Source organism: Nitrincola alkalisediminis (assembly GCF_009821115.1).
GTDB lineage: Bacteria > Pseudomonadota > Gammaproteobacteria > Pseudomonadales > Balneatricaceae > Nitrincola > Nitrincola alkalisediminis.
The window spans coordinates 161964-183771 of the sequence record NZ_VYTY01000007.1 but is presented as its reverse complement, the minus strand read 5'-3'; the positions used below and the strand labels follow the sequence as shown (position 1 = coordinate 183771).

General features: G+C 47.5%; 18 protein-coding genes and 2 pseudogenes. 10 read left to right on the top strand and 10 right to left on the bottom strand.

Going from position 1 to position 21808, the window contains the following annotated elements; genetic code table 11:
• Positions 1–11 precede the first annotated feature (11 nt).
• Positions 12–2921 (bottom strand): insulinase family protein, encoded by a 2910-nt coding sequence (locus F5971_RS12470; RefSeq protein WP_193495136.1) that lies wholly within the window; start codon positions 2919–2921, stop codon positions 12–14.
• Positions 2922–3227: 306 nt separating this feature from the next.
• Here F5971_RS12470 and F5971_RS12465 point away from each other — a divergent pair, with 306 nt between their 5' ends.
• Together F5971_RS12465 and F5971_RS12460 are read left to right on the top strand one after the other, a co-directional pair.
• Entirely contained in the window at positions 3228–3590 is a 363-nt protein-coding gene (locus tag F5971_RS12465) for a phasin family protein (protein WP_193495134.1), read from the top strand.
• 104 nt (positions 3591–3694) lie between these two features.
• Positions 3695–4291, top strand: coding sequence for a phasin family protein (locus F5971_RS12460; protein WP_051514294.1), 597 nt, complete (start codon positions 3695–3697; stop codon positions 4289–4291).
• Positions 4292–4349: 58 nt separating this feature from the next.
• On the opposite strand, the gene F5971_RS12455 is transcribed toward F5971_RS12460, so the two are convergent.
• The 6 genes and pseudogenes from F5971_RS12455 to F5971_RS18830 form a co-directional block, all read right to left on the bottom strand.
• Positions 4350–5567, bottom strand: coding sequence for a UbiH/UbiF/VisC/COQ6 family ubiquinone biosynthesis hydroxylase (locus tag F5971_RS12455; RefSeq protein ID WP_193495132.1), 1218 nt, complete (start codon positions 5565–5567; stop codon positions 4350–4352).
• A gap of 38 nt (positions 5568–5605) precedes the next feature.
• Positions 5606–6880, bottom strand: a complete 1275-nt coding sequence (serS, locus tag F5971_RS12450; protein WP_036509095.1) for a serine--tRNA ligase — start codon at positions 6878–6880, stop codon at positions 5606–5608.
• A 193-nt stretch (positions 6881–7073) separates the two neighbouring features.
• Complete coding sequence (locus F5971_RS12445; protein ID WP_193495130.1) at positions 7074–8429, bottom strand: replication-associated recombination protein A; 1356 nt, start codon at positions 8427–8429, stop codon at positions 7074–7076.
• Positions 8429–9064 carry an outer membrane lipoprotein periplasmic chaperone LolA gene (gene lolA / locus F5971_RS12440; RefSeq protein WP_051514296.1) on the bottom strand — a complete coding sequence of 212 codons (636 nt, stop codon included), beginning with the start codon at positions 9062–9064 and terminating at the stop codon, positions 8429–8431. Before lolA ends, F5971_RS12445 begins: the two co-directional genes overlap by 1 nt.
• Before the next feature lie 20 nt (positions 9065–9084).
• Positions 9085–10587: pseudogene (locus F5971_RS18835) on the bottom strand (DNA translocase FtsK); the annotation flags it as partial.
• Between the two features lie 552 nt (positions 10588–11139).
• Positions 11140–11676: pseudogene (locus tag F5971_RS18830) on the bottom strand (DNA translocase FtsK 4TM domain-containing protein); the annotation flags it as partial.
• Between the two features lie 195 nt (positions 11677–11871).
• On the opposite strand from F5971_RS18830, the gene trxB reads away from it, so the two are divergent.
• The 8 genes from trxB to F5971_RS12395 all read left to right on the top strand — a co-directional run bounded on the left by trxB (position 11872) and on the right by F5971_RS12395 (position 18804).
• Positions 11872–12819, top strand: a complete 948-nt coding sequence (gene trxB / locus F5971_RS12430) for a thioredoxin-disulfide reductase (RefSeq protein WP_036509103.1) — start codon at positions 11872–11874, stop codon at positions 12817–12819.
• A 26-nt stretch (positions 12820–12845) separates the two neighbouring features.
• A complete protein-coding gene (aat, locus tag F5971_RS12425) occupies positions 12846–13556 on the top strand; it encodes a leucyl/phenylalanyl-tRNA--protein transferase (protein ID WP_036509104.1) in 711 nt (236 codons plus the stop codon).
• A gap of 4 nt (positions 13557–13560) precedes the next feature.
• Positions 13561–14277 (top strand): arginyltransferase, encoded by a 717-nt coding sequence (locus F5971_RS12420; RefSeq protein WP_036509106.1) that lies wholly within the window; start codon positions 13561–13563, stop codon positions 14275–14277.
• Positions 14278–14362: 85 nt separating this feature from the next.
• A complete protein-coding gene (infA, locus tag F5971_RS12415; RefSeq protein WP_036509108.1) occupies positions 14363–14581 on the top strand; it encodes a translation initiation factor IF-1 in 219 nt (72 codons plus the stop codon).
• A gap of 178 nt (positions 14582–14759) precedes the next feature.
• A complete protein-coding gene (locus tag F5971_RS12410; RefSeq protein WP_051514298.1) occupies positions 14760–15935 on the top strand; it encodes an MFS transporter in 1176 nt (391 codons plus the stop codon).
• Between the two features lie 202 nt (positions 15936–16137).
• Positions 16138–17319, top strand: coding sequence for an acetyl-CoA C-acyltransferase family protein (locus tag F5971_RS12405; RefSeq protein WP_036509110.1), 1182 nt, complete (start codon positions 16138–16140; stop codon positions 17317–17319).
• 208 nt (positions 17320–17527) lie between these two features.
• A complete protein-coding gene (locus F5971_RS12400) occupies positions 17528–17845 on the top strand; it encodes a DUF7352 domain-containing protein (protein ID WP_051514299.1) in 318 nt (105 codons plus the stop codon).
• Positions 17846–17910: 65 nt separating this feature from the next.
• Positions 17911–18804, top strand: coding sequence for a LysR family transcriptional regulator (locus F5971_RS12395; protein WP_036509112.1), 894 nt, complete (start codon positions 17911–17913; stop codon positions 18802–18804).
• Between the two features lie 9 nt (positions 18805–18813).
• Here F5971_RS12395 and F5971_RS12390 read toward each other — a convergent pair whose 3' ends face one another.
• The 3 genes from F5971_RS12390 to rsgA form a co-directional block, all read right to left on the bottom strand.
• On the bottom strand, positions 18814–19182 hold the full coding sequence (locus F5971_RS12390) for a cupin domain-containing protein (protein WP_193495129.1): 369 nt from the start codon (positions 19180–19182) through the stop codon (positions 18814–18816).
• 87 nt (positions 19183–19269) lie between these two features.
• Positions 19270–20205: a sensor domain-containing diguanylate cyclase gene (locus F5971_RS12385; RefSeq protein ID WP_281348320.1), complete on the bottom strand. Its 936-nt coding sequence runs from the start codon at positions 20203–20205 to the stop codon at positions 19270–19272.
• Positions 20206–20370: 165 nt separating this feature from the next.
• Positions 20371–21411, bottom strand: a complete 1041-nt coding sequence (gene rsgA, locus F5971_RS12380; RefSeq protein WP_036510258.1) for a ribosome small subunit-dependent GTPase A — start codon at positions 21409–21411, stop codon at positions 20371–20373.
• Positions 21412–21808 lie beyond the last annotated feature (397 nt).

Sequence of the window (21808 nt, the reverse complement as noted above, 5' to 3'; positions counted from 1 at the left end):
CACTTCCAATGCTAAATTTCGATGCGCTCAAAGCTCTCAGAAAGTGATTCTGAATTTTTGAGGTTGGTAACAACGGCGATACTGGCATGATCAAGATTCAGCCATTCACCTGCAACGCGCTTAAGATCCTCAAGCGTTACCTCAAGTATGCGCTTACGGAATTCTCGACGAAGCTCAGGTGTACGCCCAAACAAACTGGCGTGATAGGCTTGCTTCGCCTCGCCCGCGGGTGAACCCGGTTTGTCGATTGAGCTAATCACACCCAAAATTGCCTCTTCTAGTTTTTTAGGGTCATGCTCTTCTTTGAGCAGCCAGTCTCGCGCTTTCATAAAGTCATCCAGTGTTCCCTCAATGCGCGGGTCACGGTATGAAAAGAAACGGAAGACCGCATCACCATTGTCTTGCCCGGCACCGGCACCGTAGGCGCCGCCTTTTTCGCGAATGGCTCTGTGTAAATAGCCATTGCGTAAAAAATCACCTAAGACGCTTAGTGCAGCGGCATCGGGATGCTGTCCCGTCACCGTTGGAAACGCCATGGCACAGAAGTTAACCTGGGTACTGGTGAGCCACAACTGCTTAACCGACGAGCGCGTTGCTGGCAATCCGAAGGGGGTAAAGTCATTTGTGCTGGGCACATCTGCCCATATGGCTTGCAGACTGTTTTGAACCGCTGCCAAATGATCGTCTTCCGCCACCAATAGGAAACGTCTTGGAGCCAGAGCTATTTTAGCATGCAGCTGTTGCAGAGCCGTTCCTAGAGCGGCCAACTCAGTGTCATCGTCTAGACGCTTATCCAAGGCTTTAACAGATTGGATGCTGGCAAGACCGCTGTTCAAATGTGCCAAGCGCGCAGCAGGGCTCATTCCGGCGCAAGCTGCCATCATCGCGTAACTGTGACCTCTTCCAGTAATGGACTGTTCGCGACGCGTGCGCTGCTGTGCGACGATTTCACGAATCCTGGGCAATTCATCAAAACGTGCATTGGCGAGCGTGTCTTGCATTAAGCTTAACAGTTCTTGCTGCTTGACTTGTAAAGCTTTACCAGACATTACCAAAAAGGCCTTCACGTCTTGCTCGTTGTCTGGCAAACCACGAATACTAACGTGTGCCGAAAAGCTCCCTGCCACTTCACTTTGCAAGGCTTGATTTGCACGATAGTCGAGCTCACCACGACCCAGTTCGGTCAAACAGTGTGAGTATAAGGGTAGCAATGCCAGTTCATCATCCGTAAGCAAGGGTAAATCGATAATCGCTTGCTGATAAATCAAGCCATTGGTCCCCGCACTGTACCAAGTGGCATCCAGCTGGGATAAAGGCAATGCTTGCGACTCCGGCAATTTCAAATCCAGCGGGACATCATCAAGCGTTACACAGGGCAAAACCGAATCATCGTCCACCTGCTGTTGGCGTGCCTCTAAGGCATGCGCTTGATCAATGACCGCTTGAATTTCATCGGGCGTTAGTTGCGATTTTTTGAGTGCAAGTGCTTCTTTCTCGGCAGCATCCTTTAAGCGGCTGATTTGATCATCTGGACGCAAGGTGACGCGCACGCGATGGGGATTATCCAACAACCAGCGCTTGATCAGCGAAGGGATATACTGGGGATCTTGGATTTTATTCCTTAGCATTTCCAGGATCGGATCAATATTAATCGCCGCAAGCGGATCGCCACGATGAATCGCGGATGACAAACCTGCTAAAATTAACTGCAAGCCGAAGGGGTAACCATCACCGGTAATTTCACGCTGACTTAACTCAAGCTGGTGCAATTGCGCCTCGACCATACGCAAGTCGACACCTTCGTCGACAACACCTTGCAGAGTATCCAAAACCAGAGTTTCAAACTCTGATGCTTTATCAACCTCGCTGCCCTCTATACCGCACATGAAGCTCATTTCACGATTGGAGTCTTCAAGGCCACAGAGTGGCGAAGGACCCGACCCCAATCCACTCGACTCTAGAGCTGCCCGTAATGGTGAGCTTGAGTTATCGAGCAGAACTCGTGACAAGAGGTGAGCTTCCATCAACGCCTCTGTATCAATGGATTTAGGCAGCAGCCATCCCAAAACATGATGTGTATGCTCTGATAAATCGGCCTCATCGCAGGCATATGCCTCTTCAACCCTGACAGGTGAAAAATAGCGTTTTTCATCAGGGACACTTAGGGTGATTGGGCTGGCTTCAAAACGATTCAGCGCCTGTTCGTGCATTTTTTCCTGCAAAACCTCGACAGGAATATCACCGAACGTCATGAAGACAGCATTGGTCGGGTGGTAATGGCTTTTATAAAAATCGAGCAGTTGCTCGTAAGTCAGATCAGGGATACACGCAGGCTCCCCCCCTGAGTTATGGTGGTAGGTCGTCTCAGGGAACAGGTAACGCGTCAGAGTCTGCCACAAAACAGATGACGGCGAGCTCATGGCTCCCTTCATTTCATTAAATACAACGCCTTTGTAGACCAACGGCGTGCTTGGATCATCGGCTTTCTCGAACTCAACTCGGTGCCCTTCTTGCGCAAAATCCAAAGGGTCTAAACGTGAAAAGAAGGTCGCATCCAGATAGACATCAAGCAGGTTAAAAAAGTCTTTGCGATTCTGGCTTGCAAACGGATAGGCCGTCCAATCGCTGCTGGTAAAGGCGTTCATAAAGGTATTAAGTGAACGGCGCGTCATCATGAAGAAAGGATCACGAACAGGAAAACGTTCACTGCCACATAAAGCGGTGTGCTCCAGTATGTGCGCTACCCCTCTTGAATCTTCGGGAACGGTTCTGAACGCGACCAAAAAAACGTTTTCATCACGATTCGCCGCAATATGGTAGTGCAAAGCCCCTGTTTTACGGTGTTTGTACTCAAACACTTCAATATCTAACGACTGAATAACCTGAGAGCGAAGAAAATCAAAACTGGCATGTGCGTTCATAAATGAAGAAATTCCTGCCTTAATACTTAGAGTATCAAAATGAAATAGGGATCAGATGTCGAAAGGGTGAACCCTGCAAAAGTGAATCAAGCAGGCGCTTCGTATGACCTTTCAATTTATATAATGTTGATTGTATAGATTCAGATCATGAATTTCAGTGGTTATCAGGATTTTTTCACAATTATGTGTTAGAAGTGAACCTAATCTTGCTTGTGGATTCATATGCAATAGGCACGTAAAAAACGTATACTCGTTCTTTCAATTTTGCTGCAACGCAGCATGACCAACCAACAAGGGGTGTTGACTATGTATGAAGAACTCAAAAACTCTATGCAACCAGTGATGGAAATGGCTGAAATTAACAAAAAAACAGCGGAAAAGCTTATCGCATTGCAGTCAAAATACGTGAATGAGTTTGTCAGCTCAAGCATGGCGCAAATGAAAGCGCTGACGGACATCAAAGATCCTAAAGAAGCAATGGAAGCGCAGCTCAAGTACCTCAAAGAAATTGAGGCCAAAATTGCCGATGTTGCGCAGCAAGAAGTCTCTGCGTTAAGTGAAGCCAAAGCTCAATTAACTGTTTTGATGGAAAAAAACTTGAAAGAAGCGGCTGACAAGTCGTATTTCGCTGAAATGGAAAAGATGGTAAAGAACTTTACCAAGAAATAGTTTTTGTGCGGTGCAATAATTTTGTGCTTGACACCCTTTCCCATTTGAGGTTTCATAGCCTTAATGTTGCAACGCACAATATAGAATTTAACGAGGGATATCTCATGACTGATCCACTTAAAGACCTTCAAGACGCATTCAAACCGATGACTGAATTGTCAGAAAGCCTACTGAAAAATGTTGAAGAGCAGTTAGAGCCTGTTAAGGAAAAACTCAAGCCCGCATTAGAAATGGCTGAAGTCAACAAAAGCACGGCAGAAAAACTGATTGCCATTCAATCAGACTATGTATCCGACTTTGTGAATACCAGCCTTGCTCAGTTTAAAGCGCTCGTTGAAGCCAAAGACCCACAAGAAGCACTGCATCTTCAGGTTGAATACTTCAAAACACTTGATGCTAAATTCACGCATGTTGCTGAAAAAGAATTAGCAGCGTTGACTGAAGCAAAAGACAAAATTACAGAAATTGTTGAAAAATCCTTTGCAGATTTGGGCGATGTTCCTTTTCTAATGCCTGATCTGAAAAGCATGGATTTCAGCAAGTTCGACATTAGCAGCTTAATTCCAACTGCGAAGAAAGTTGAAGACGTTGTTGAAGAAGTCAAAGACGCCGTTGAAGAGACCGCAGAAAAAGCAGCGCCAGCGAAAACAACGCCAGCTCGCAGAGTCTCTGCACCAGCAAAAGCAACACCAACGAGTTAATGTAACGCGACCTTATTGCAACCTCTTTTTTGGCCATGATGAAAATCATGGCCTTTTTTTAACCAACTCTTCGCGAAAGCTCAGGCAAGCGCCCTTCTATCCCCATCGCCAAACGCATGACATGCTCCTTCGCAAAAGGAAGCCGTCCTGCAACCCCTAATCCTATATTGCGCAAAAGTTTAATTGGCAAAACACGATTGCTGAATGCTCTATAGAAAAAATCCATAGACTGCATCATTAGCAAGTTGGGATGACGACGCTCTTTCTCATAACGAGCCAGCCAAGCCATGCTGTAAAAGTCGGAATGATCCTGAGCATCCAATAAGCAAGCCGACAACGCCGCTGCATCTAAAAAGCCAATGTTAACGCCTTGCCCGGCCAAAGGATGTATCATGTGTGCAGCATCGCCGACCAAAGCCACACCGTCATCAACGTAGCGATGCGCATGCTGACGACGCAAAGGGAAAAAACCTCTTTCCAAGATTGCATCTATCTTGCCTAGGCAGCTTGGAAATTGATCGTGAAGGGCTCGACTAAAAGCATCATCATCCAATGCTAGCAACCGCTTAACGTCATTGGGTGTGTTATACCACACCAACGATGCATGGGCGCCAGATAAGGGCAAAAACGCCAAGGGGCCCGTCGGAGTAAACTGCTGCCAAGTGATGTCCTGCTGGGGATAGGCCGTTGTTACAGACGCAATGAGCGCATGCTGAGCATAATCCCATTTTGTAACACCGATTCCCACCGCCTGACGAACATTGGAGTGACCGCCGTCTGCACCAATTAAAAGTCGTCCTATCAGCTCTTGTCCGTCGTCCAAGGTAACAATACTCGACCCAGGCGAGTAGTCGATGGATTGCGTTTTAACGGGGCATAACAAATCAATGTTATCAAACTCAGACAGTCGCTCAAGTAAGGCTAACTGAACGATACGATTTTCGACAATGTTCCCTAGGTAGGGCTCATTAATATCGGCTGAGTTAAACTCAGTTGCGGCTTTGTCCGCATCGGACTCCCAGACTTTCATGCGCTGATACGGGCACAGGCGTCTTGAGGCAATACCTTCCCACGCACCTATGTTTCGCAAGAGGGTTTCCGATGCCACGCTAATGGCCGACACACGTAAATCGTGAGGCTGCTCGAAACTAAAAGGCGCAGGGTACTGGTTTTCCAGAACAGCGACCGAGTAGCGCGACCCGCCCAATGCACATGCAATGGCTGAGCCCACCATGCCGCCGCCCACGATAATAATGTCATATTGACTTTTTTTCATCGCCAACTCCTTACGCCTTCCACTCAAAAATTTGAGTATTAAATTTCTGTAACGCCACCCATATAGGATTGCAGAACGTTTGGAACTTTAATTGTGCCATTGGCCTGCTGATAATTTTCCAAGACAGCAACCAAGGTACGCCCAACGGCTAATCCAGAACCATTCAGCGTATGCAGAAGCTCCGGCTTACCTGTTTCGGGGTTACGCCATCTGGCCATCATACGACGTGCTTGGAAATCACCCATCAATGAGCAAGATGAAATTTCACGATACTTTTGCTGGCCTGGTAACCAGACCTCAATATCATAAGTTTTCACCGCACCAAAGCCCATGTCACCGCCGCAGAGGCACACAACTCGATAGGGTAACTCGAGCAACTGCAAAATACGTTCAGCATGCCCCGTCAGTTCTTCCAATGCCTGCATCGATTGCTCTGGAGCAACCAAATGCACCAGTTCAACTTTTTCGAACTGATGTTGGCGAATCATGCCGCGCGTATCCCGTCCTGACGCACCCGCTTCTGAGCGGAAACAGGGCGTATGCGCTACATACTTGAGGGGCAACTGGTTGGCGTCGATGATTTGATCACGCACCAGATTGGTGACAGGCACTTCAGCCGTCGGAATCAAGTAATAGTTACGATCGCCAAACGGCACTTTAAAGAGATCTTCTTCAAATTTCGGCAACTGACCTGTTCCTTGCAGGGAGTCAGCATTCACCATGAAGGGCACATTGACTTCTTCGTAGCCATGGTCAAGCGTATGGGTATCGAGCATGAACTGAGCCAAGGCACGATGTAGGCGCGCCATCGGGCCTCGCATGACAGCAAAACGGGATCCGGTCAGCTTTGCGGCTGTTTCAAAATCCAATGCAGCGTTGCGCTCACCCACAGCGACATGATCTTGCACATCGAAATCAAAATCGGCCGGAGTTCCCCAACGTCTGACTTCAACGTTGTCATTTTCATCGGCACCTTCGGGCACAGATGCATCAGGAATATTGGGAATCCCTAAGAGCAGATCGTCTAATTGTGCTTGAACCTCTTGCAGGGCCGCCTTGGCTTGGTCAAGCTTTTCACCCAATTCACTGACTTCAGCTAAGAGCGGGGCAATATCCTGTCCCGACGCTTTTGCCTGACCAATGCTTTTCGAGCGGGTATTGCGCTCATTTTGTAAACGCTCTGTTTCGACTTGCAGAGTGCGGCGCTGCTCTTCTAATGCATTGAAGGCCGAAACAGGGAATTCAAAACCCTTTTTTTTCAACAAGCGAGCAACTTCTTCTGGATTGGCACGAACTAATTTTGGATCAAGCATTCAAGACTCTTCCTGGGCTCAATATATCCAGTCATCATCGACCGGAAAGGTCAGAGGGTTAGTAACTAAGAACTGTACGCGATGAACCGCATCAATGAATGAGGAGCATCATATAAAAATCAGACGCATGAGAACATGGCCACTCAGGAAATGTTACCATATTCCGACACAAATATTGCTGCAAATCAGTTTTTTAAGAGGTTGAATAACGCTTCTTTGCGCTTTGTGCATTTAAGCGTTGCAGGTGTTCGAGTTTTTCACCGATGCGTATCTCGAGCCCACGAGAGACCGGTTCATAGTAGCGACGCTGATAAATAGCTTCGGGTAAGTATTCCTCACCTGCGGCAAAAGCGTCTGGCTCATCGTGAGCATAGCGATACTCAGCACCATAGCCCTGCTCTTTCATCAGTTTTGTGGGTGCATTGCGCAGATGGTTGGGCACTTCATAGCTTGGATCCGTTTTTACATCCGCCAAGCATTGGTTAAACGCACGGTAGAGGGCATTGCTTTTGGGGGCACATGCGCAATAGACCGCCGCTTGGGCAATGGCTCTCTCACCTTCAGCAGGCCCAACCCGTTCGAACGCATCCCACGCGGCAATGCAAACCTGCATGGCTCTTGGGTCTGCATTACCGATGTCTTCTGAGGCTATGGCAACTAAACGTCGAGCTATATAAAGCGGGTCGCAGCCACCGTCTAACATGCGGCAATACCAATACAGCGCTCCGTCCGCAGACGAACCACGCACCGATTTATGGAAGGCTGAAATCATATCGTAAAACTGGTCACCTCCTTTATCGAAGCGTCGCCCACCCGCTTTTAAAACCTCATCCATCGTGTCTAAGCCGATCCGCGCTTCATGCGTCTTTGGATCCTGTGTAGCAAGGTCAGACGCAATTTCCAATAAGTTCAGCGCCCGGCGTGCGTCACCATCGGCGGCTTGAATAAGCTGCTCCATCACCCCTTCATCGAAGTGCCATGTCGTTTTGCCGAGCCCCCGCGCAGAGGTTAATGCACGTTCCAGTAACTGACCGATATCCTCCGCAGTTAAAGACCTCAGCAAATAAACCCTTGCGCGGGACAACAGAGCATTGTTGAGTTCAAACGATGGATTCTCGGTTGTAGCACCGATAAATACGACGGTACCATCTTCAACATAGGGCAAAAAAGCATCCTGTTGCGATTTATTAAAGCGATGCACCTCATCGACAAACAAGAGAGTTTTTCGGCCTTTATGGGCTCGAACCTGCTGCGCTTCTTCAATCGCCGCTCGAATATCCTTAACGCCCGATAAAACGGCAGACAGAGTGATAAAGTGCGCATCAACATGGGTCGCGACCAATCGCGCCAAGGTGGTTTTGCCCACCCCCGGAGGTCCCCACAAAATCATGGAGTGTACAAACCCCTGCTCCAGTGCGCGACGCAAGGGCTTACCTTCACCCAGAAGGTGCCCTTGGCCTACGTACTCACTGAGCTGGTTTGGCCGCATTCTAGCCGCTAGCGGCTGATAGGCCTGTTCTTGCATTTCATCTGCAAACAGATCGTGCATTAACGATCACTCTCGTAGAGAACGTCGATATCATCAGGCGGCGTAAACGAAAAAATCGACTCATCCAACTCAGGGTTCAATTGCACCTCTGACAGCATGATGGTTGAACGCTGACCCAGAGTGTCGTCCAACAAAAACTCAGACAAAACCGCATCTTTGAACAACAAGCGAATTCTGGAGAACATCGCCTCTTGTGGAATTTTTGGAATAAGTTCAAACACCTCCATATCGACCGACCGTTGCAAAAGCGTAACCTCGTACATCCGATCCAACTCATGAATACGGCCATTCAGAATCAGGGCTGGCGCACTCTCTGTATTTTGATCAGCAGATTTGCGTGTGGCTTGCTCAAGATCCGTATCGTAGATCCATATGTACTCGCCATCCGACACAATTTCCTGCGGAAAAGGTGTTTCGGTGTTCCAAACAAATTTATCCGGACGCGAGACCGCCAAGTATCCAGACGTCACCTCACCACGTGTGCCTTGCTCACCTGATGAGAACTGCTCAAATCGAGCACTAAAACGCTCATAACCCGTTAATAAAGACGCCAACTGATCAAGCGCATTCGCGTGAACAGGCAACGCCGACATAAACACAAGCCCTACAGCCAGCCTTCGTAAACCTTTAAACATAGACTTCATATCCTCAATTTTTAATCTCTAGGTGGCGGAGGCGCTATCACTTCACGTTGACCATTGGATCCCGCCGGTGTCACAACACCAGCGGCTTCCATGGTTTCAATCATTCTTGCTGCACGGTTATAGCCAATTTTCAACCGACGCTGAACCGCCGAGATGGATGCTTTACGACTTTCCGTGACAAAGGCAACGGCTTCGTCATACAGCGCATCTTGCTCATCATCGAACATTCCACCTGAACCGGCGCTAAACGAGCCCTCTTCCGAGCCCTCTGACACAATTTCGTCAAGATAGTTCGGAGGCCCCAATCGCTTCCATGCCTCAACGGTACGGTGGACTTCATCGTCGCTGACAAATGCACCGTGCACACGGTTCGGAATGCTCGTGCCTGCCGGCAGATACAGCATATCACCATGACCCAGCAGGTTCTCGGCGCCTGATTGATCAAGAATGGTTCGAGAGTCAATTTTGGACGATACTTGGAAGGCTATACGTGTCGGCACGTTCGCTTTAATCAAGCCGGTGATAACATCAACGGATGGACGCTGCGTGGCTAAAATTAAGTGAATCCCTGCCGCCCTCGCTTTTTGGGCAATACGCGCGATCAACTCCTCGACTTTTTTACCCACCATCATCATCATGTCGGCAAATTCGTCAATCACCACGACGATATACGGCAAGGTTTCCAAGCAGGGAGCTGGCTCATCGGCTGGCAGTCCGTAATCACTGGCATTCCACAAAGGATCTCTTAGTGGAACTCCCTCCTCTTCTGCCTGCAACACCTTGTCGTTAAAACCTGCAAGGTTTCTAACACCCATTTTTGCCATGAGCTTATACCGACGTTCCATTTCACCCACACACCAGCGCAATCCGCCAGCGGCTTCTTTCATATCGGTAATGACGGGTGTCAACAAATGCGGAATGCCTTCGTAAATCGACAACTCCAACATTTTTGGATCCACAAGAATCAGGCGCACCTCTTTAGGCGTTGCTTTGAACAGCAAACTGAGCAGCATGGCATTGACGCCAACCGACTTACCCGATCCGGTCGTGCCTGCAACCAATAAGTGAGGCATCTTGGCCAAATTCGTAACGACTGGATTACCTGCAATATCGTTACCTAAGGCTAAGGTTAATTTGGATTTCGCTTCCGTAAACAACGAAGAACTTAACACTTCGCTCAAGTGAACAATCTGGCGGCTTTCGTTGGGTATTTCGATCCCTACAACGGATTTGCCCGGAATAACTTCAACAACACGGACACTGGAAACAGCCATGGATCGAGCCAGATCTCGGGCAAGGTTACTGATCTTACTGGCTTTTACACCTGGTGCAGGTTGAATTTCAAAGCGGGTAATCACAGGACCAGGATTTACTTCAACAACTTCAGCTATAACACTGAAATCCTTAAGTTTTTCTTCCAGAAGGCGTGACATGTGCTCTAACTGTTCTTCCGTGTACCCCTGCTCACTTTTCATTTCAGGCGGGTCCAGAAGCGCTTCGACGGACGGGAGCGTAATACTGGCTTCACGCGTTGCTTGAGAGATTTTACCCGCCCCTTCCAAGTCAAGATCTGTATTGGCGATGGGGGTATGCGTCTCTGACAGCGGCACGATCTTCAAATGTTTCTTAGCTGCCGTCAGGGTGTCTTCTACCATGCGACGAGCGGTAAAGGGCACGACCTTTGATTCAGGCGCTTCTACCACTTCCACCACGTTAGAAATGACCACTCTTTCATCCGAGACTGAAGCAGGATTATCTTCCTGCTTAACGGGCTCAAAAGCGGGTGGATTTACTGGAGCAATAGGCTCCTCCTCAAGTGTAATCTTGAGATCATTTTTGGAAAAAGACGTCAGATCCACGTCGGGCACTTGATCAAATGCTGGCTCTTCGCGCTTGCGAGCCGACATACTTTCGGTTGCCGTTTTGAAGGTTTTGGCCGTAGGCTCTTTTACAGGTGCTGGCTGCACTCTAGGCTTGGGTACGCTCAATTTTGGCATGGGGATACGAATTTGCGCCAACCCAACGATAAAACCGAGCACTTTAAAGGGAATCGCACCGATCCATTCAAGCAGCCTCTGCCATGAGGTCTCCATAAACAATGTCAGGCCAAAAAACATAACGGTCAACGCCACTACCGTTGCACCCGGCACGCTCACCAACGACACCGCAAGGTCGGACAGCGCAAGACCCACCAACCCACCGGCGGTAAAAGGGTAACCCAACACTTGATTCGACACATGAATAGATGAAAGCACACTGATGGGCAAAAGAAGAAAAATAGCGCCCGTAGTCCTTAACATAAAAAATGGGACAGCATCGACAATCCCTACGTGACGTCGCCACATAAAACGAAATGCCGGCCAGAGAATTAAGATGGGGACAATGTAAGCTCCCATGCCAACAAAGGAAAACAGGATGTCTGACATCCAAGCACCTGTTGCGCCAGCCCAATTTGACACATTCGGCTGATAACCTGCATGAGACCACCCTGGATCCTGTGGGTTATAGCTCCATATTGCGATGCACATAAATACACAGCAACCGATAACGACAATCAGACTTGCTTCCTTCAAGACTCTGGCTAAATGCTCCGTAAGTGACATTGGCCTGGACAAATGCTTCGCGCTCAAGCTCTTTTCCTTATTGCAATTAAATATTCAAGATGACAAAACGCTATTGTGCCACAAAATCCCCTGCACTCTGCAGAGATCTGATGTTACTATTGTTGAAATTTTTACGCTCACCCCAACCTAATATGAAAATAGACTTGTTTTCAGCATTAAGGATGCCGTTTAACTATGAGTAATACTCAACACCACCGTTTACTGATTCTTGGGTCTGGTCCTGCGGGTTACACCGCTGCGGTTTATGCTGCACGCGCAAACCTGAATCCTGTTGTAATCACAGGCATGCAAGCTGGCGGACAGCTCACGACAACCACCGAAGTTGACAACTGGCCCGGCGATGTCGATGGCGTTCAAGGGCCTGAGCTGATGCAACGCATGCAAGCGCATGCCGAACGCTTCAATACACAGGTCCTATTTGACCACATTCATACCGCCGAATTACAACAACGCCCTTTCCGACTCATCGGTGACATGGGCGAGTATACCTGTGATGCCCTCATTATAGCGACAGGTGCATCTGCTCAATACCTCGGTTTGGAGTCTGAGGAAGCCTTCAAAGGCAAGGGTGTCAGTGCCTGCGCGACCTGCGATGGCTTTTTCTACAGAGGACAAAAAGTAGCGGTCATTGGCGGCGGCAACACGGCCGTGGAAGAGGCTCTTTACCTATCAAACATCGCTGCTGAAGTGACACTCATACATCGTCGTGACAGCTTACGAAGTGAAAAAATCCTTCAGGATAAACTCTTCGAAAAAGCAAAGAACGGCAACATTCGCATCCTTTGGAATCACCAATTGGATGAGGTGTTAGGCGATGCATCCGGTGTGACGGGCATTCGCATTAAAGACGTCAAGAGCGGCGAAGCGCAATCCTTGGATCTGCAAGGCGTATTCATTGCCATAGGGCACAAGCCCAACACAGATCTATTTGAAGGCCAGCTCGAAATGAAAGACGGCTACCTAAAAATTCAATCAGGACTGGAAGGTAATGCCACTCAAACGAGCATTGAGGGTGTCTTCGCGGCGGGTGATGTTTGCGATCATATCTACCGACAAGCAATCACATCCGCAGGTTTTGGCTGCATGGCAGCGCTGGACGCTGAACGCTTTTTGGACAATTAGGCTAAACAAGATAAGGATCGTCGACTGTGATTTCGTGGCTCCACCCCGAAGCATACACCTTTCCTCCCGTTAGCTTGGCCCTTCGTGATCCCGAAGGGTTACTCGCGGCGGGCGGTGACCTTACGCCCGCCCGAATCATTAGCGCTTACAAACGAGGTATTTTTCCTTGGTACAACCCAGGCGAACCTATATTGTGGTGGAGTCCCAATCCGCGCTGTGTGATTTATCCAAATCAAGTCCACATTTCAAAAAGTTTAAAAAAATCTTTACGAAAAAATGATTTTCGGGTGACCTTTGACCTAAACTTTGAAGAGGTTATGCGCGCTTGCTCAGGACCTAGGCAAAATGCCACGGGCACTTGGATTAGCGAGGAAATTATCGATGCTTATACTCGCCTTCATCGTATGGGGATAGCGCATTCAGTTGAGGTTTGGCGAGACAAACAACTTATTGGTGGGTTATATGGCATGTCGTTAGGCCGCATCTTTTTTGGAGAGTCGATGTTTAGCAAAGAAACCGACGCCTCTAAAATTGCGTTCAGCTTTTTATGCCATCAGTTAAATAAATGGGGGTTTGCCTTAATTGACTGTCAGGTTCACAATCCGCATTTAGAGAGTATGGGGGCCATTGAAATACCCCGGGATACCTTTATTGACATACTCGCCGAGCATACTGAGGCTGTGCCTCATCAAGGGTGGATGTTCGAGATTGATACACAGTATATATTAGGCAGTTGATACCATGAGCGATATGCAAACATTACGTTTTTACGTAACTCCAGATCATGACTGCAGCTACCTGCCTGGCATGAAAGCTAAAACCTTGTTTGTCGATCCTCAGGCCGTGATCACATCGACAACCTACACTCAACTTTCAGCACTGGGGTTTCGACGTAGTGGCGGCCATATTTATCGACCTCATTGTGATCATTGCCATGCCTGCCAATCGGTCCGAATTCCAATCGATTTATTTACACCCAGCAAAACGCAAAAACGCATTTTAAATCGCAATGCCGATCTTTCGGTTCAGCGTGTCATCCCAACCTTAAACGATGAAACCTACCGTCTTTATCAACGCTACATCAATAAACGTCACCGTGACGGCGACATGTACCCTCCTAGCACTGATCAATTTTATAATTTTTTAGTTGAGGGTGGACAAGACACTGGATTTTACGAGTTTCGTGACCCCACCGGAAAATTGATGTGTGTTGCGGTGACGGACCATCTTGTTAACTCACTGTCTGCTCTGTACACCTTCTATGACCCTGATGAAGAACAACGAAGCCTTGGAGTCAACGCTATTTTATGGCAAATAATGGAAGGCAATCGTCGCCACGATCAGTTCCTGTATTTAGGTTATTGGGTAAAAGCTTGCCGCAAAATGAGCTACAAAACAGCATATAGACCCCTTGAAGTCTTAATAGATGGTCATTGGACGCGTTTAATGCAGGAATAATTTTGAATCGAGCAAGTTTTCAGGTAGAATCTTGGCCTTTCTAATTGGACCAGGTTGAAGAACCAGTCTTAGAGGTAACGATTGAATGGCAAAAGAAGAAGCGTTTGAAATGGAAGGGACTGTTATAGACACCCTACCTAACACAATGTTCCGTGTAGAACTTGAAAATGGTCACGTGGTGACAGCCCATATTTCTGGAAAAATGCGCAAGCACTATATTCGCATATTGACTGGCGACAAGGTCAAAGTCGAACTGACTCCCTATGACCTAAGCAAGGGCCGCATCACCTACAGAGCTCGTTAATCACAAGCTCTGTTGCGAAGGAGGCGCATAACGCAAAGCGTGCTTGTGCCCCTAAATTATTTACTTGCCAAACTCACAATAGCTTCGTAAGCTATTGATGCCTTATAAATTTTAGCTCGCTCATTTCTGTCCAAGCAAAATCACCCACCTCTGCCTACTGCCTTTCTTGAGGTCATTTATGAATAACCCTGTACAGGCCCCTCTGGAGACACCGAAACACTGGCGCCTGACGATCACCTACTGGATTATTTTTATATGCATCGGCATGATGGGTGGCATTCTAGGACCCGCTCTTCCCTTCCTTGCAGAGCAAAGCCATTCCAGTATGAGCCAAATTGCTCTTTTGTTCACCGCACGCGCCATGGGCAACATTATTGGCTCACTTGTCTCAGGCCAGCTTTTTGATCGATACGATGGCCACAAAATTCTACTCCTCATGGGAGTGGCTGCAATACTGGGCATGCTCATCACCCCCAGCCTGATGTCGTTAGGCTTGTTGTGCATTTTCGTCTTCATTCTAGGATACTCCGAAGTCTCCTTAAATGCTGGTTGCAATCTTATGATGATCTGGGCACACAAAGAACGCGCCCCACCTTTCATTAGTGCCTTGCATTTTTGCTATGGACTGGGCGCCATGATCATTCCGCTTATACTCATTATGATGCTCGCGCTGTTTGATACCATTCATGCCGCTTTTTGGCTGGTGTCGATTGCTTTAACGGCCATAATGTTGTTTCTGTTAAAACAACCCACACCTGACAACCCAGAGCGCCAAGCACGCGACACTCCCTCGGCCCCGTATGACAAGGCCGTTTTTGGTGGCTTGCTACTGTTGTTCAGTCTATATGTTGGCATGGAGATGACATTTGCCGGCTGGATTGCAACCTACGCCACTTTACGTGGAATCGAGGCTGCGGATGCAGCCATTCTGGTCTCGATTTTCTGGCTAAGCTTGTCTGCTGGGCGTTTGATTGCCATTCCATTATTGCGCCCACATTTGTTTACCTATTTGCTATGTGGATGCTTCGCTCTTGCCGTCTCTATGATGCTGTTAATGTACTTCAACCGTGCATCTTTACACTTGATTACCTTGTTGTTTGGCTTATCCATGTCAGCCATTTTCCCCACTCTCTTTTCACTCGGCAGCTACATTATTAAACTCAATGGCAAGCGCACCGGATTTATTTTCATGGCCGTCGGGACTGGCGCTATGATTGTGCCGTATGTTGCAGGCGTGCTACTTGATCACATGGGAGAAACATCACTGCCTTTGCTGATTTTAGTTGTATTAGGACTAATGATTGCCAATCTGAGCTTTCTACTCATTCGTCAAAAACGCACTCGCAACGCATGACTGAAACGGCTGAGCACCCCTGCCTAGCTCAGCCGCCAATTCCCTAACAGTAAAACCAAACAACCCGCTCATCTCAGACTAATCGACCAAACAATCTGCTTAACAATTGTCACAACAGACGAGTATGATCAGGTATAGATAAAACTAAATGTTCAAATGCCTGTATGAGACAGGCACTACTTGATAAGAAGGAAAAAACTCCATGGGACGTGATGTTGTTGTTTTAAGTGCTGTTCGCTCTGCTATTGGCGCATTTGGTGGTGGTCTGAGCTCTATTGAGCCTCATGAACTGGCTGGACAAGTCATGAAAGAAGCGGTCAACCGCTCAGAAGTAGACCCCAATTTAATTAATTACGTCACTGTTGGAAACTGCATCCCGACTGACTCTCGCTTTGCATACGTGGCACGCGTTGCCTCCATCCAAGCTGGCCTGCCAATGGACTCTGTCGCCATGGCCGTTAACCGCCTCTGCAGCTCAGGCTTGCAAGCCATCGTGACAACCGCACAAAACATTATGCTAGGCGACTGTGATTATGGCATTGGTGGCGGCGTGGAAGTAATGTCACGAGGAGGCTATTTATCCCCTGCTATGCGCTCTGGTGCTCGCATGGGTGACACCAGCATGGTCGACATGATGGTAGCCACTTTAAACGATCCCTTCGGCGTGGGCCACATGGGCATCACCGCTGAAAACCTTGCCGCCAAATGGGACATCAGTCGTGAAGAGCAAGATGCGTTTGCGGTTGAATCCCATGCTCGCGCAACACGCGCGATTGAAGAAGGCCGCTTCAAGTCTCAAATCGTGCCTATTGAAATTCAAACACGCAAAGGGGTGGTGATTGTTGACAGCGATGAGCATGTCAAACCCGGAACCTCCATGGAAAGCCTAAGCAAAATGCGCCCTGCTTTCAAAAAAGATGGAACAGTGACTGCAGGCAATGCATCCGGAATCAATGATGGTGCTGCGTTTATGGTACTTGCCGATGCTGAGGTTGCCAAAAAAGCAGGCCAAAAACCCATCGCACGTATTGTCTCCTATGCGGTAGCGGGCGTTCCCAATGACGTTATGGGTGAAGGCCCGATTCCAGCCTCACGTCTAGCGCTGCAAAAGGCAGGTCTAACACTCGACGATATGGATGTTATTGAATCCAACGAAGCATTTGCAGCTCAAGCCCTCGCCGTAGCGAAAGGACTTGGATTGGACATGCAAAAAACCAACCCGAACGGTGGAGCCATTGCCTTAGGCCATCCAGTGGGATGCTCTGGCGCGTTTATCGCCACCAAAGCCATTTATGAACTTCACCGTACTGAAGGCCGCTATGCGCTGGTGACCATGTGTATCGGTGGTGGCCAAGGCATCGCAACCATCTTCGAACGCCTGTAAGTAAGCTCACGTCATCCTTTCATGCATCGACAATTGATGCATGAAAGGATTGATATTCCTTCGAGCAATGGCTCATTGAACACCACTTCATCACCGCCCTACACACTCAAATCATCGAAAAAATCGATCTATATATCTCAATAATACTGTTTTATCGATCCTAATCCAGTGCTATAACTTAACTGTCACTTAGAACTGGAGATAAGCCATGAAAACAATTAGACAAGTATCGCTGGATTCGCACAAACCTGTGAATGAGCTGATTCTAAAAGAGGGCTACCGAATCGTCAAAACTGAGTTCAGCTTGAATCATTCAATTGTTGCCTGGATAGAAGAGCCCTTGCGTGCAGATCTACCGACTGAGCACTGTTTTTTAAAAGTGATTGAGAACGGTCAACCGGTACCACTCGTATATGAATACGTGAGTTCGGCTTTCAGTCCATTTGAATCTAAAGCGGCTCATGTGTTCAAAGTGCCTGAAAGCTTTGTTAGAGAGGAGCCGACTCGACTTTCAGCGGTTGCGTGATTATGCTTATGAACAGATGCTGAGCACACAATAATTGGTGTCAAAAGCCACACTAGGAGCCGCTTTTGGACAACAAAATTAACTATAAACATCTCCATTATTTCAGAACAATTGCCAAGGAAGGCTCCATTGCTGCCGCCAGCGAAATACTGAAGCTTGCGCCCCAGACCCTAAGCGGACAACTGTCGCAACTGGAATCTGACTTCGGCCGCTTGCTGTTTAAACGTGAGGGCCGAAAGTTAAAGCTAACACCTTTTGGACAGCAGGTGTTTGATTATACTGATGCCATGTTCTCTATTGCAGATGAACTCTCATATTTCCTTAATACCGACCAGTTGATCGAACGCAATATTTTCCGAGTTGGTGTATCCTCTTCCATTCACAAATTGATTGTCTTCAACCTTCTGCAACCTGCATACACGAAAACGCCCAATTTGCATTTAATCTGCAAAACAGGTGAAACCGAACGTCAACTCAACGAACTGCGCAGTCACAAGCTTGATCTCATCATCACCGATCGCCTCAAAGTGATCGACGATATCACCACGTTTCAGATCAAAGAGGTATTAAGTTCGGGCATTAGCCTCTTTGCAGCGCCCAGCATAGCCACCGAGCTGCGCAATAAAGGCTTGCCCGACAGTTTACAGGATGCCGTTTTACTCGCGAACGCTCGCAATGCGGTTTACTTTGAACGCTTAATCGCGTGGCTGGCTAAACGCAATATTCATATGCGCATCGGTGCCGAAATTGATGACAGTGCCTTAATAAAGATTTTCGGCGCACATGGGAAGGGCGTTTTTGCCGCTCCAACCATGATCGCCGATGAAGTCTGCCGCCAATATCAAGTCGAACAATTGCTCGAAATAGACTCGGTACAAGATAAAATCTATGCACTCTACAAGGATATCTCGAACGCCTCTCCTTGGATTGATGCAATATGTTTATCTGGAACAACGTAAACGCAGAGCTCACTCGCACTTTTCGTAAATTACAAAACGCTTAGTTGTGGCTTCAATCACCTCCCATGTCCCTTGAAAGCCCCGCGGGATAACGAACTCATCACCGGGCTCGAGTCGTATAGCAACGCCCTGTTCGTCCGTCACAACACTGACACCCTCTGTAATATGACAGTATTCTTCCTCAGTATAATGGACCTTCCATTTTCCCACTTCACTGCGCCACACGCCGACAAAATACTGCTTAGTCAAGTCTGTATACTCCATCCAAAGTGTCTGCTTTGGATTGCCTTCGAGACGCTTCTCTGCATCCAGATAATACTCTTCAGGCTCGACATCATGCTTATTTAATATCTTTAATTTCATTGTGTTATCTGACATATTTTACCTTAATTATTAGATTCGATATTCGCATTATCTAGACATAGAAAAAGTGCAGCAACCACTTTTAAAGACACCCACGGCTCACTAGGCAGACACTATCCTATTTTTACCCTGATGCTTAGCTTGATACAGTGCAGTGTCAGCTCGGTGCAGTACATCAAGATAGGTGGTGTCAGCAACAGACATAGAAACAACCCCCATACTCACGGTTGCTTTAGTATCGGCCGCTGCAAAATCCGATAACGCCTCAATGAAGCGCTGATGTAATCGCTTTGCCAATTGAAGCGCTTGTTCTTGATCCAGTGCAGGCATGGCAATTACAAATTCATCACCACCAAATCGACAGGCAATATCGTTTGTCCTTAGCTCTGCACTGCAGGTTATGGCCAATGTTTGGATAAGCTTGTCGCCTGCCAAGTGGCCTAGAGAATCGTTGATCACTTTCAAGTTATCGAGATCAAACATCAACATTGCTGTTGGTATGCCATAGCGTGTGAATGCTTCAAAATGAAGTATGAGATCACGTTCTAACTTTCTGCGGTTGTACAAGCCTGTTAGCTGGTCGGTATCACTCATTTCACGTAGCTGAACTTCCAAACAATGACGCTCCGAAATGTTACTGGCAACCCAGAGAACAACATCGTCATCATCCACTTTGAAATCCAAGGATTGAACCCGCCCTTCGAACCAAATAGGTTCGTCAGGCCCCTCATTTGGAAGACCTTTAACATCCTTGTTGCTCAGCTCATATTCGACAATCAAAAGACTCTTGGTCGAGAGCGCTTTCTGAATTTGCTCTAAAAACCACTGGGCTTTGATAGGCTTTATCAAATCCGTAATCCGATGCCCCACAAGCCCCTTGCCATCATGATAATAGCGCGCATCTTTACCACCGAAGACCCCTACGTATCGCCCCTCTCGCGTGAGGATAAAAACAGGGTCTGGTAAGGTGTCCAGAACACTATACATCTGCTCAGCGTTAATCATAATGATTTTTACTCCCGAGTGGCGAGAAGTCATCTTAATCCATTAAATCGAAACTGTGTAGCACTCCTGATCGTCATTCTAAGTGAGCGTCAAAACAGGCATGCATACAGAGATTAACCGTTGCTTAAAAAACAGTTCGGTTTTATAGGCTTGACGCATTTTTCAGGAAAACGCCGCCTAAAGGCGGCGTATATATTTCTAATCAACGCTTTTTTTGGTTTTTAGTGATTTAACCGTCTTTACCATCTTACTGAATTGCCGCTCCTGCGCACGTTTTTCGTGAAGAGATGCCGTGTTTCGCATGTGCTCAACACTCAGTTTCTGGTAGTTGGTTAATCGCCGAGGGTCCAATCGTCCTTGAGCGATAGCCAGTTGGACGGCGCATCCTGGTTCACCTAAATGTTTGCAGTCATTAAAGCGGCATTGGTTGGCTAACGAATCAATGTCTGCAAACGTTCGGCGAATACCCTCATCGCAGTCTATAAGCTGGAGTTCCCGCATACCTGGTGTATCAATCACTACCGCACCAGCAGGGATGAAATGCATGGAACGTGCCGTGGTCGTGTGCCTCCCTTTGCTATCATCACTTCGTATGGATGCAGTTTTTTGTCCAGTATTGCCCATAAGCCCATTAACTAACGTTGATTTACCAACACCAGATGAACCGAGAACCGCCAAAGTGCGTCCGGCTTTACACCATTGTTGCAGTGTATTTATGCAACTAGTGTCTAGCGCATTAACCACTTCGAACATGAGCATGGGGTCTAGGTGCTTAACTTGCTGTAGATAGCTTTCGACATCCGTGCATAAATCCGCCTTGGTCAATACCAATAAAGGTTCTGCTCCAGCATCGTGGGCTAATGCCAGGTAGCGCTCTATGCGATTTGAGTTAAAATCGTGATTTAAAGAGCTAACAATCATCAGCGTATCAACGTTGGCAGCAATAAGTTGCTCGGCAAGTTGGCTACCGGCGGCTTTGCGTTTAAACAACGACTTTCTTTCCAGCAATCGGATAAAGCAGCCTGCCACATCCAATAGTATCCAATCACCAATAGTTATGTGTGGAAAATTTGGGGATGTCATTAAATGACAAGATCCCTTCTCCGTCATCAATTCATAGCCATTACGATGATGAGCAACCACTCGGGCGATACGAGTATTTTCAAATTCCTGCAAACTCAGTTGCTGTTGAAAAAAAGCCTGCCACCCCAGGTGATGTAATGTTGAGGGTAAGTTCATTTCATTTCCTTCCGCGCACAGTCACATACTGCACACACAGTAAAAAGGGTAAGGAACTCTGCAGAAAATTAAGGCGAACCGTTGTAATCGGTTATCAGAGATCCCGGGTCATAAACACCGGGCAAAGGCAGGTTAAATCAAAAAGAGAAAGGTTTAGCTTACTCAGCAGCCTTCGCCGGGTAGGAATTTATTACAATCATCAAACTCTCCTTCTTGGATTAAAAACACACAAAAAGTATATCAGCAGTTTACGGAAAAAACAGTATTTATGAGGCGCTTGATCAGGGTGAAATCTCAGCAACTCGGCATTTTTCAAGATTTTTGGCTCCTCCCACAAAAAAAATGGACACAAAATGTACCGCTTTAGTCATGCACTATTAAGGCACTGTAGGATTTC